This window comes from Moritella yayanosii (genome assembly GCF_900465055.1).
Lineage (GTDB): Bacteria > Pseudomonadota > Gammaproteobacteria > Enterobacterales > Moritellaceae > Moritella > Moritella yayanosii.
The window spans coordinates 4,310,472-4,324,208 of sequence record NZ_LS483250.1 but is presented as its reverse complement, the minus strand read 5'-3'; the positions used below and the strand labels follow the sequence as shown (position 1 = coordinate 4,324,208).

5 protein-coding genes and 2 pseudogenes are annotated in these 13,737 nt (G+C 42.2%); 3 read left to right on the top strand and 4 right to left on the bottom strand.

Features of this window, described 5'->3' with window-relative positions; genetic code table 11:
- Positions 1–78: 78 nt before the first annotated feature.
- Both MORIYA_RS20210 and MORIYA_RS20205 read right to left on the bottom strand, forming a co-directional pair.
- On the bottom strand, positions 79–531 hold the full coding sequence (locus MORIYA_RS20210) for a hypothetical protein (RefSeq protein WP_112718186.1): 453 nt from the start codon (positions 529–531) through the stop codon (positions 79–81).
- Positions 532–758: 227 nt separating this feature from the next.
- Positions 759–911 (bottom strand): annotated as a pseudogene (locus MORIYA_RS20205) (DUF4113 domain-containing protein); the annotation flags it as partial.
- A gap of 43 nt (positions 912–954) precedes the next feature.
- Here MORIYA_RS20205 and MORIYA_RS20200 point away from each other — a divergent pair.
- The gene (locus tag MORIYA_RS20200) at positions 955–1,716 is read left to right on the top strand and encodes a hypothetical protein (RefSeq protein WP_112718184.1); all 762 of its coding nucleotides are present in this window, start codon (positions 955–957) and stop codon (positions 1,714–1,716) included.
- Between the two features lie 548 nt (positions 1,717–2,264).
- The gene (locus MORIYA_RS20195) at positions 2,265–5,057 is read left to right on the top strand and encodes a M16 family metallopeptidase (protein WP_112718182.1); all 2,793 of its coding nucleotides are present in this window, start codon (positions 2,265–2,267) and stop codon (positions 5,055–5,057) included.
- Positions 5,058–5,160: 103 nt separating this feature from the next.
- Here MORIYA_RS20195 and fdhF read toward each other — a convergent pair whose 3' ends face one another.
- Both fdhF and MORIYA_RS20185 read right to left on the bottom strand, forming a co-directional pair.
- Positions 5,161–9,321 (bottom strand): formate dehydrogenase subunit alpha, encoded by a 4,161-nt coding sequence (fdhF, locus tag MORIYA_RS20190; protein WP_112718180.1) that lies wholly within the window; start codon positions 9,319–9,321, stop codon positions 5,161–5,163.
- Positions 9,322–9,986: 665 nt separating this feature from the next.
- Positions 9,987–10,942, bottom strand: a pseudogene (locus tag MORIYA_RS20185) (carbohydrate porin).
- 657 nt (positions 10,943–11,599) lie between these two features.
- Here MORIYA_RS20185 and MORIYA_RS20180 point away from each other — a divergent pair.
- Positions 11,600–13,732: an LruC domain-containing protein gene (locus MORIYA_RS20180; protein ID WP_112718178.1), complete on the top strand. Its 2,133-nt coding sequence runs from the start codon at positions 11,600–11,602 to the stop codon at positions 13,730–13,732.
- Positions 13,733–13,737 lie beyond the last annotated feature (5 nt).

Sequence of the window (13,737 nt, the reverse complement as noted above, 5' to 3'; positions counted from 1 at the left end):
CAATATGGGTACATTGTGATGAGAAATAAGAAGCTTAGGTCAAGTGACGCCCTGATACGAGCGTCGAACTTGAGCGCTTTATGAGATGATTTCTTTAAGCTCACTGATGCTTTTCAGGCCGTGTCTGGTTTTTACCTGTAAGGCGTCTAAATCCGAGCCCATTTCTGCAACATGCGAGCCAATGCTAAATTTACTATTGGTCAGATATTGGTGCTTTACACTGAATTTACTAAGCAGTAAACCCATATTACTTTCCGGCATTAGCTTTGCTATTACCACACCGCATAGAATAAATGTTTCGCCACCATCAGCATCCTTGTCTCCAAGACCTTTAATTGCTGTCACTTTGCAAAAAGTACTGACCTTTCTTGTGCTTGTTACTACACATACGATACTTCCTTCTCGAAGTTCGTTCCAAGCAGCATTTTTAATATTCCCCAATTGCTTTTCCGTGATATCAAATATAACATCTGATTCTGTTGGATAGCTTTTTTTGTAATTTTTATTATTTGTGTTATTTAGCAAAAACATGTCTATTTCCTAGTTATATACAACGCTGTTACGATACAGACCGTTGGTAAATTGAATGGCGACTTTCGTTATTTCTGCCGCATCAAAGATGATATGGAGGAATTTAGGGGTCGTGTCTTTTATGCTTGCATTATACATGGCTTTGCTTGCTGCGGCTATGAGAGCGTCTGTTGTAGGCCATCACGATGATGTTTTTTTACTAATCTAGTAGTATTAACCGCTGAACAACACCTCACCTTAGGTAAATCTAACCATTTGGTGGTGTATTGTGGGGTTAGCATGTTACGTCGCATTGCCCATTTCTTATCTATGCCTTGCGCGCCTAAAAACAAAGTATCACGACCGTATTTTTGATTCAGTACATCGAATACAGCCATGAGCTTGTATAACGAGCTCTACTGACGGATTTTTTGTGAAGCGATAATGATTCACTACAGGCTAATTCATACTTTTTTCATCAACCTCCTTGGTGTCAGTAATTCATCATGGAACGCTCATGTAGCCCAAGTCAAAGCCATACTTCAACAGATTGAAAGTACGTATATCACTAGTTACAATTCACATGGTAATTTAAGTAATAACACTTTCTTTCAACAACGAAAAATGCATTTTAGTAAACTAAATACAGCATTACTTCGCTTTGGTCAGCCTGAAATAGGTGGACGAATTTTACCTGGTAATATTCGTAATAATCTTGGTATAAGTAGCAGAAGTACAGTTCGTCAATGGAACAAATCAGGTGGTTCAGCTCAAACAATTCCTCATTTCGCTAAGAATTACGAAATAGTTGCAAAAATGTCACGTAACCTAAAGCGCGCTGGTTATGTTGGAATTGCTTTAACTGGTATCGATGCCACGATTAATATACGAAAAGCCTGCCTTACTAATAATAACGATTCATGCACTAAAGCTAAATATTCGGAAACAGGTAAGGCAGCTGGTAGTATTGTAGGCGGCATAGGTGCAGGATTTACCGCAACTTACCTGACTTGTAATTTATTATTCGGTTTTGAATCTTTGGGCACTAGTGCATTTTGGTGTAGTCTAGTAGCGGGTTCTATCGGAGGTTACTTGGGCGGAGCAGAGGGAGGTTCATGGAGAAAGAAAAAGGGTGAAGAACTCTACCATGCGAGCTTCCAGAATCAACATTCAAGTCAAAATAAAAATGGAATTTTATCACGATGAATATTGAAACTGTTATTGATATGTGTAGAACTATTGGTGCTGCTGGTATTTTTATTTATATCGGCATCGTGTTTTATTTAAAATCAAAAATGTTGGTTCTTATTGAGATACCTTAGATGATAGCCGCCGGACTTTCAAAACCAGTAATACCCGCACTCGCCAAAATCGGAATGATGTTCATGAATTATATAACCGCCCAAAACAACTGTTTATTTATTCAATGTTAGGCGTATTTAGGGAGCAATTCAAGTACGTATATTTGGTAAGAGAATGAAGGCTGCAGTTTGAACCTACCTTATAATATCTTACGTTTGCATTAAAACCGTCACACTTAAATCAAAGTGAATATCATTAAGATTTGTAACATATTGTAATTACTCTATGTAAATCACATTGTTGTGATTTACACGCACTATTCCCTACTGCTCTACCCGCTGTTCTTATAAGATAACCAATTGCTATAAAAATGTTTATCATTCAATGACATAAAAATCCTGAGGCTGTATGCACCTCTGTAACTATAAATTATTAACGAGTTATTTTTAATTATGATGTTCTGTAGAAAATTATTATTGATTTCTTTTGCCCTATTCGCCCTGTCTAGCTGTGCAAATAACCCCTATCAAACCGACGCAATAGCCACAGTGAGCAGCAACACGCTTGATAACGGTTTCTTTTATGCCATTCATGCTAAGCCAGAAAACTCAGATAAGATTGAGTTACGCTTGATGATCAAATCGGGATCATTCAGTGAAACAGATGCACAATCAGGCTATGCACATCTGCTTGAGCATATGGCCTTTAACGGCACCAAAAACTTTCCCAAGCTAAAAATAGTTGAGCTATTTGAAAAGTCAGGATTAACATTTGGTCATGACATTAATGCCTACACCTCTTTTGATGAAACGGTCTACAGCCTCTCTATTCCTAAAGATAATACCCAATTACTCGCAGATACCTTGCTGTATTTACGTGATATTTTAACCGATATAGAATTGGAACAGCATGAGTTAGATAAAGAGAAAGGCGTCGTCGAAAATGAATATCTCCAGAGCACACAGCAAGAAAAATCTTATTACTACGCCCTGTTCGATGATTATATAGAAAACAGTGAATATCAAAGACGTTTACCAATCGGGACGCTTAAAAGCATCAATAACAGCACAGTCGCCTCTATTAACACTTTTTACAAAGATTGGTATCGTCCGGATAATGCCAGATTAGTGATAGCGGGTGATGTGGATAGTGAGAGCACAACTCAATTAATCACCGCATTATTTTCAACCATAGAGACATCTCAAAACACCAAGCAACAGCCTGTCTTAACACCGCCAGCATTAAAAACCACAACTCAGGTTTATAGCAGTAAAGTGATTAATTTTTCACAAACAGATCTGTACTTCGAAATACCTATGTTGAAAATTACCAATAGCGAAGGTATCAGTCATTCGTTGAAACTGGATATGTTGGATCAGTTATTTAATTATCGTTTGAATGCAGCCAACAACCAACGCGCTCAACCCTTCCATGAAGTCGGTCTTTTCTACAATCAATTGTTGGGCAACAAAGCATTCGAAAATATTTATGTTAGTCATCAAAAAAATGAAAGCCAACAAGCTGTTAAATTTATTGCGCAGGAGTTAGCACGCATACACCAACACGGTTTTAGCCAAGCTGAGTATCAGCAACAACTGGTTCAAATCAAATCAGCACAAGCCGAACTCAGTACTATTTATAGTAATAAAAATTCGCAACAACTAGCCGATGAAGTAATTAATGCTTGGTCGAGCGGTAATATTGAATACACACTAGAGAATGAGCAGCGAGCTTATCAGTTATTGCTGGCCACAGTCAGTCTTGAAGAATTAAATCAGTTCGCCAAAACACTGATCAACAGCCCACATAAGATGACCTTCGCTACACCATATCAAGCCAAAAAACCTGACGTATTGGCGGCAGATAAAATATTTGCCGATGCGATTAATAAACCCATTAACAATATAGCGATTGAAATTGAAACGCTAACACTGCCTATCGTTACAAAAAATGGCGGAACAAGTAAGATCGACAGTGAACGTTTTGACACTGATACACAAATAACCCAGTGGCAGTTAAGCAATGGAGTAAGTGTTGTTTTACAACCTGATCATAGCGTTAAAAACACCATTAATATGAGTTTCACAGCCCCTGGCGGTATCAATTCATTTACCAAAAAACAACGCGCAGCCAATTACCTGTTGATAAACAGTTATATGAATAGCGGTTTAGCGGGCGTATCAGCACAAGCGATACAGCAACAATTTAACCAAGAGCGCATCGACATAATGCCAGTGATCGAAGCCAACAATCATGGTTTCAATCTGTATTCGATTAATGAACCCAAGAGCCTAGAACTACTATTCTCGATGCTGTATAGCAGTGTGACCAACGCTGGCATTAATGAGCAGGTATTTGCGTTAGAAAAGAAAGGGAGTATTGAACATCTGCAAAATAATCTCGCGTTACCAACAACGGCAACATGGATAAAAGTAGATGATATTCTGTTTCCCAATAATCCTCAGCAGGCGCGAATTTCAGCGAAAGAACTCGCAGAGGTGCAACAAAGTGATGTTGAAAGGCTTTATCAAACACTCTTTAATAACGTTAATGGTTATAAGTTAACTATCGTCGGCGACTTTGATACGGCGCAGTTAAAGCCACTTATATTGCAATACGTGGCGAGTTTACCGAAGGGGACAAATAATACCTTTGACCACCCTGCTCAATCGTTGATAACAAAAATGACTCAGCTTAATGAAACAAGCTATCCGCAAGATAATGGGCAGGTGCTGTTTTACACTGTCACAGACACCCCAAATCAAGGTATTAAACAAGTTTATCAGGCAGAACTCATGCAGGCGATCATGAGCAAAACGCTGACCAAGATCGTGAGGGAGCAATTATCCTTAACTTATTCCCCTTATGTTATGGTACGCGATCAAGCAGCGGGTCAGGCATTTACTCAAGTTATGATTGAGTTAATTACTAAAGTTGAAGATGTTGAACAAACCCAACAGGTGGTCGATAGCATCATCAGTGATTTACTTACGAATGGTATAACCGAAGCTCAACTGAACGAAAATAAAAAAACAATAACACAAGATTTAGCTTATTCATTAAATGAATCACCAAATAAACAGTGGTTGTTACACCGTGATCATTTATTCAATTATGCACTCGGATCAACAGAAGATGCTCCCGCAATATTCGACAGCATATCCGTTGCAGACATGAACCAGTTCATTCGCGCCTACCTAGATCCAACAAAAACGCTGAGATTTATAAATACGCCCCAGTTGTAACGATTTGCATAAAAATGCCATAACTCAACTGCAGTGACCAGCGACGGTGGTCACTGCAGTTTGACATTGACCGCGCTTAACTAAACCAATAACGTTAACGCAATTATCTAAGCAATATACGTGGCAATGACGCTTTTTCGATCTTCACTGCGGCCACTTTAAACTCGGGGATCTTGGCATGTGGATCCGTGGCTGTGGTGGTCAAACGATTCGCGGGTGATTCCGCAAAGTGGAATGGCACAAACACCACCCCTTCTTGCATCCGCTTAGTCACAAACGCTGGCGTATCAATGCTGCCTCGACGTGTCGTTACCGTCAGCATGTCACCATTAGCAACCCCTAACCGTTCGGCATCCGCTACCGAGATCATCGCGCGTGGTCCCGCCAGGTTATCTAACCCTTTGGTTTTACGTGTCATGGTGCCAGTATGGAACTGCTCAAGTAAACGACCAGTGGTCAGTATCAACGGATACTCATCATCAGGTAATTCCGCCGCATAACGGAACGGCACCGCGACCATTTCACCTTTACCACGGGTGAATTGTTCGGTATGCATAATACGGGTACCTGGCGATGCGTCATCAGGACAGGGCCATTGCAGTCCATCTTTACCCACGCGATGCCAATGGATGCCCGCATATTGTGGCGTCAATTGGGTGATCTCTTTGGTAATATCCTCAACAGATTGATATGCCCAGTCACTGCCCATCGCGTTGGCAATGTCTTGAATGATCAGCCAATCTTCTTTCGCTTCGCCCGGTGGTTTAACCGCGGGTGAAATACGTTGTACACGACGTTCGGTATTGGTGAAGTGACCCGATTTTTCGGCAAATGAGCACGAGGGTAATACCACATCCGCGTATTGCGCGGTTTCCGTTAAGAAGATATCTTGCACTACCAAGAAGTCTAATTGCTCAAGCGCGTCAATAACGTGGGCTTGGTTCGGATCGCTCAGTACCGGGTTTTCACCCATAACATACAGACCTTTCACCTCACCGTGACACGCGGCATCAATGATCTCTGTCAGCGTTAAACCCGCTTCTTTGGGCAAATTAGACCTGTTCCACGCTTTAGCGAATTTTTCTTGAACTTCAGGATCATAGACTTTCTGATATCCCGGAAAGCTGTTTGGCAACGCCCCCATGTCACAGGCACCTTGCACATTAGACTGACCACGTAACGGATTAATGCCGCCCCCTTCAATACCTATGTTGCCACACAGCATTTGCAGATTAGCAACGGAACGGACATTATCATGACCTGTGGTGTGCTGCGTGATCCCCATGGAATAATACACCGCAGTTCGGTCGGCAGTGCCGATCATTTCTGCCATTTTAATCACATCTTGCGCTTTTACGCCGGTGATCAATTCCACTTTATCCGGTGCGTAATTGTCAGACATGACCTCCGCTGCTAGCGCATCAAAACCTTCGGTGCGATCGCTAATGTAAGCCTGATCATGCCAACCGTGTTTAATGATCTGTTGCATAATACCGTTTATCAACATCACATCGGTACCCGGACGGTGCGCGACATATAACTGCGCATGATCGGCAATATCGATGCGTTTTGGATCGGCAACAATCAAACGCGCCTTGCCATGCCGGATCGCTTGTTTGATGTGCGATGCAATGATCGGGTGGGCAGACGTGGTATCCGAGCCAATAATGAATATCATATCCGAATGTTTGATACTCGGGATATCGTTGGTCATCGCGCCACTACCTATGGATGCTTCAAGCCCAGTAACGGTAGAGGCATGACACAAACGCGCACAGTGATCGACATTGTTGGTTTCTAATTCCCGGCGAATGAATTTCTGGAAGGCAAAGTTATCTTCATTGGTGGTTTTTGCTGACGAGAAACCCGCCAGTGCATTACCGCCATGATTGGTTTTGATGGCATTAAACCTGGCGGCCACCAGCGTGATCGCGTCTTCCCAGCTGGCTGGCTGTAGCTCGCCATTTTTACGGATCAGGGGCGTGGTTAGCCGTTCTTTACTACTGACAAAATCAAAGCCAAAACGCCCTTTCACACATAACATACCTTGGTTTACGGGTGAATCTTTTACCCCTTGTACATAACGGATCTTATTCTGCGCTTCGTCAACGAACAGGGTTAACTTGCAACCCACACCACAATACGTACAAATGGTATCGACGGGTTTCAGTATTTCAATGCGCCCTTGGGATTTATCACGGCTATCGACCAAGGCGCCAGTCGGACATACTTGTACACAGCGACCACACTGCACACAGTTTGAATCACCCATGCTAAAACCGTTTTCAAAACCAGGACGGCATTCAGGACGACTGGCTGATGTACCATCTTCACTTTTCATGAAACTAAGCACACCGTGCACCGCTTGTTCGTTACACGCATCGACACATTGACCGCAACTGATACAACGGTTGGCATCAAAGACGATGAACTCAGAACTATCATCAACGGCGAATTTCTGACAACCTTCTTGACTAACGTTAGTATCAGCAACCTTATATTCGGTGGCAAAATCACGTAACTGGCAGTCGGTATTGGCCTGACAACCACACTCTAAACAACGTGCGGCTTCACGCATCGCTTCATCATTGTCAAAGCCTGTTTCCACTTCAGCAAAGCTTAACTCGCGTTGTTGCGGACTTAACTCGGGCATCACCGACCGCATCGCCTGTTTAATGCGATCAAACTGCGCCGTATCCACCTGTTTTAGCTTGCGGGCTTTTTGCGAGTTAAATTGTTTAACCGGAATATTGTCCATATCACCGGCAAAAAACCGGTCGATCGCTTCTGCCGCAATCCGGCCGTCAGCAACCGCTTCAATCGCTGTCGCAGGACCACGACGAAAATCACCGATACTAAAGATATTACCCACACCAGAATGCATAGTGTCTGGATGCGCATCTTGGGTATTCCAACGTGTCAGCGGTAAGTCCAAGGTTTCTTTGTCCATGAAACTCAAATCAGGTTTTTGCGAAACAGCAGCAATCACAGTATCAAAAGCTTCGGTAAAGTATTCTCCGGTTTTCTCGGGGCGGCGACGGCCAGACGCATCCGGTTCTCCCAAGGCCATTTTTTCTAATTTTATTTCGCATACACGGCCATTTACATCCGCTATATTTTCAACGGGGTTGGTCAGAAAGTGGAATTTCACCCCTTCATGTTCTGCTTCCAGAATTTCATAATCTTCCGCAGGCATCTCGGCGCGAGTACGACGGTAAATCAATGTAGTATCAGCGCCATCTCGCACTGCGGTGCGGGCGCAGTCAATTGCGGTATTACCACCACCAATAACCGCTACTTTTTTACCTGTGGTGTAGTGGCCGTCAGTCACGTAATCTTTGAGGTAGTCAACCCCTAAATAACAGCCATCAAAGTCACTGCCGCTATATTGCATATCGACGGCTTGCGACGCACCAACAGCCAAACACACCGCATCATAGTCTTGGGTTAGTTGAGTTAAGGTAAAGTCATCACCCAATTTCTTGTTGGTCAGCACCTGCATGCCGTTACGACACATGATCTCGATTTCTTTAGCAAGAATGGCTTTTGGTAATCTGTATTCAGGGATGCCATAACGTAGCCAACCCCCCGCATCTGGCATAGCTTCAAATACGGTGACATCATAACCTTCGTTCGTGAGGTAATAACCACAGGTCAAGCCACCAGGGCCACTGCCGACAACGGCAATGGATTTACCTTTTAGCGGTTTCTTGAGCGGCACGTATTGTGCTTGCGCTTCCAAATCAATATCGGCGGAATGGCGTTTCAATTGACGAATGGCGACAGGTTCATCCACCAAACCACGACGACACTCGATCTCACAAAATGCCGGACACACGCGACCAATCGACAACGGCATTGGTAGCGTACGTTTAATCACTTCGACGGCTTTGGCATGGTCGTTTTGGGAAATATGGTAAAGGTAAGATTGAATATCGACACCTGCAGGACACGCAGTCTGACATGGCGCTTCACAATCTGCATAGTGATCAGAGAGAATACGGTTTAACGATTTTTGACGTAACGCAGACAAGGTTGCAGATGTTGTCGTGACAGCCATACCCTCGACAGGTGTCATCTCACAAGCGCGTTGAATACCTTGCCCGGCAATATCGACGACACAAAGATCACATGACACTTTCTCGCCATGTTTATTCAAGCCACACAGTGACGGAATGTCAACATTACAGTCTGTTGCCACTTCAAGTAGAGTTTGATGCGCATTTACGGAAAATATTTGTCCATTGAACGTGACATTTATCATTGCTGCCTCTTTACAACTATATGCAGGTCTATGCTCTGCATTATTTTGGTTATCTTGCCAATCTACCCAAAACAGTGAAAAATGCTTTGATTTGAAACACTGTCCACGTCGGTAATTTAAAAATACAGCAGGTATGAGCCGTTGAAACATGAGATAGTCAGCAGATCGAACGCTGATTTTTTATTACCGCTCACATTATTGATCCATAATTATATTATTTATCAAAATGTTATCTGACATCAACTGACCATAAAATAATAAAGAAACGACGCGTTAATTCCACCTTTAAATAAAAATAGCCAATATGTCATATTGGCTATTTGAGCCCCTAAATTTCAGTTAAGTTATGTAAGGCTTTCACTTTTCCCCATTAGACCGCCAATATTGGACTTGCAGCATTCTGAATTTTTGAGATACAATTTCTGCTGCGATTGCTTCAAATAACAAAGCCTCAAAAAAAATACCTAACAGCTTTCACCATTAGGCATTTTTATGATTCGGGGTTTTTGCTGCAAACAAAAATGACTCCCCTTTAACTATCTTGCTTGTTACTTATGCACGCTGTACACAAGGTATTAGAACCAAGCTTCAACTTGCATACCTATAGTATAGTCGCTATCGCCTTTACTTGAGCCCATAGTTGTACCTTCGTCATCCGTTAAATATTACGCAAATACACGTAGTTCAGGTCGCGCCCAGAAACTGTCACCCATTGACCATGCTTGAGCAATAGTCATTTTGCTGCCGCCTTTATCTTCACGACCATCATACGATTCAGAGAACACACCAAGTTCCAGAATCGTCTTCATGTTTTGGTTCCATTTATACATAGGACGAATAACAACACTCATTAAACTATGATCGCCATTCACTGTTACTTTGCTATTTTTAATACCATCACTGTATTCCGCATCCGTTGATGCTGCATACATTAATTGATGACTAACTTCGATGTTATCGCCAAAGCTCACTACACCCCAGTTAATCAGACGGTAACCCTTCGCGTCATTCTTATCACCAGAGCGGTCAAACCATGCACCAGAGCCTAAATCAGCCATCTGAGCACTATACGAACTGGTACCGTATGGCAATACAGTTTGGTTAAAACCGTTGCTTAAGCCCTGCTGTAAAATAGCGGTTAACATCACACCATCATCCGCTTTAACGGTTTGATGTTCTTTTTCATTAGCAAAGTTATATACCGCAGCAACTTCTAACGTCGCATTGTTCCATAGGTTGATACCCGCATAACATGCATCAAGGATATGGCCATTTACCGACTCTGATTTTTTACCAACCACGCCAGTGATAATTTACCAGGGCCAACACTTAAGTTTTCAATACCACCACCAGCACCACCAGATGTATTTAAGAAGTAGAAATCGGTAATATGAATATCTTTACGTGGGTAGTCACGTTTACCCGCCCACATTGTGGCTTCTTTATCACTCGCAATCAGACCCGTTGCTTGCACGTTAAATTGCGCAACGTTAAAGTCACCATCTTCCCAACCATTATTACCTGAGTTGCCTTGCGCTATCATCGCGTCGACAACCCATTTTTGATCTTCCATACCCTCTATTTTTGGTGATTCTTGGCGGAAACCAAACTCTACGTACAGGTCATTTTCATTACCTAGACGACCAATCTTATTTTTTCAAACGAGTAAGGCAGCAGATACAGCAATTGCAACACGATTTAAATTTTTCATATATTCTAAATCCTTGAAAGAGTTTGGTTTCATTTTTAAGGCGGTAGTCTCATTGCTCACAGCCTCGAAGACAAATTCATACTAAGATGTTTTAAAATAACTGACCTCCTCCACCCCCGGTTAATTTAAGGAGGATGAAAAAGGCTGAGAAAAAAGCACTCGGAGATTTTTATGAGTCAGATCACTTAACTAGGGCGTATTTAAGGATTGTTAAACGAGCATGTAAAATATAATGTTAACTCGATCATGTTTAGCGGCACAAAAGCGTATTTTAGCCTTCTAAACGACAAGGTATGACCCAAACTTACACGTGTGATCTAACCCGAAAACTCCAGCATTAATGCATAAATACTGATGTTATAAATGAACTTAACCCTCGCTGACGACTACACCATGACAATACCCGCATCTGCAAATTGATTTTCATTATGCTTTGCAATTTGCAAAATCTGATTAGGCCAAACCGAGTAAATCATTGTTTATACGGTAAATAGCAATTGGCTTAAAATATGCATTACAACTTAGGCACTCGTCAAAATGCATTTCCAAGGAATGAGGAATGAAAATATGATTAAATTTGCCTACATACGTTATATATTCGTCTCGTTATTATTCTATGTAACGGTACCAAATTTACTCTACGCCGCGCCTTTTGACCTCTGCCCTACCGAGGCATTTTTATCTCAATACACCAATAACGCGACCCATTATAAGTCAGTCGATTTATCCACAGGTGCAGTGAGCACAATACAAATTGACGATAACTTAGGCTCAGATTCTATTAATGCCATGGCCTTCAATGAAACCGATCGCTACATTTACGGATTTAATAAGCAATTACTTTCTTTAGTCAGATTTGACCGTGATTTTAAAGCCACCGTATTACCGTTTAAAAACCCGCCATCTAACAATTTTTATGTCGCTGATATTTCCAATAATATCTATTATTTTTACCGCTGGAATATTGGTCTTTTCTATACGTCGTTGGATGCCAGCGATCCCGACTACCTCACCATCAAACAAGTAACCGGGGCGAATCAAAGCATGGGCATTGCCGACTTTGCCTTTCATCCTATCGACGGCAACTTATATGCGGTTGAAAGTTTGACCGGCGATCTATATCAAATAAACCCAACAGATGGGTCTGCAATTGTCGTCGCTAATACCGGATTCACCGCTCCCGGCAGTGCGTTTGGTGCCGCTTATTTCGATATTTTAGGTAACCTTTATTTTGTCCGCAACAATGACGGTAATGTTTATCGTACCGATATTACTGATCCGAATAATATTTCGGGTGCGACCGTGTATTTTGCCCAAGCAGCTCCGACCAACAGTAATGACGGAGCTCGCTGTGCCAGTGCTCCGGTGATCTCTTCTAATACCGATTATGGGGATGCGCCAGACTCTTACGGCACCACACTGGCAAATAATGGTGCCCGCCATTTGATTAGCTATCACAACTACTTTTTAGGCTCAAGTATTGATGCCGAATCCGATGCGAGAATTTATCCAAGTTCAGATGACAGTGTCAGTATTAATGATGAAGACGGTATCATATTTAAAACCAGTCTGATCCCAGGCTTAGATGCTCAAGTCAATGTCGTCGTTGGTGGTGAAGCAACGAGTTACCTCAATGCGTGGTTTGACTGGAATCGTGATGGTGACTTCAATGATGCCAACGAACGAGCCATCAGTGGTTTACAACTATTACCTGGTAGTCATGATGTGCTGTTTCGAGTACCGGATGGCGCAACTCCTGGCGCAAGCTGGTCACGCTTTCGCCTCGGCAGTATCGCTGATATAAGTAATAATGGCGGTTATGTTTATGGTGAAGTCGAAGATTACCAAATCAACATCACAACAGCCAATACCACCTATTTGTATTATCCGAGTAAATATGATTTTGTTACCATCGCATACGAAGATATGTGGCCAGAAATCGGGGATTATGATTTTAATGATGTATTGATGTACTATCGCGTCACACTCGTCATTCAAAACAGTAAAGTGGCTAGAATAGATGTGTCAGGGCAACTCGCCGCCTACGGGGCTGATTATTCCAATGGCTTTGCGATAAAATTACCTGGAATCGCACGTTCACAAATAAATGAAGGTCTTATTAAACTCCGTCATAATGGCCTGGTATTGCAAGATGAAGCACCATTAGAACAAGGTCAAAGCAATGCTGTCTTAGTGATTACAGAAAACCTCAAACATACTTTTCTAAAAAGTAATTGTGGGTTAAGTTTTTATCGCACTGAGCTTGGTTGTGCAAATAACGATCTGTTCACATTTGATATTACCATCCCATTCATCACACCTATCAATTTTTCAGCGATGCCCGCTATGCCATTAGATCCTTTCATCTTTGGTAGTGAAAACCGCAGTCGTAATGATTTCTACGGCAGCACCATGCCTGGTCGCGCTTTTGAAGTTCATTTAGCTGATATGCCCGTTACCGATCTTGGTAGTACCAGCTATTTTGGCCAGCATGATGATCGCTCACTACCACCATCACGAACTTACAGAGATAAGCGTAATTTACCTTGGGCGATAGAAGTCGGCAGTCAGTGGACTCCTGCGTATGAAGGTACGGATATCTCCATTGCTTATCCAGAGTTTATTAGCTTCATTCTCAGTGATGGACAGCAAAATACCAATTGGTTTAATCATCCTATTACAAATAAAACGTATCAGTAGGTATC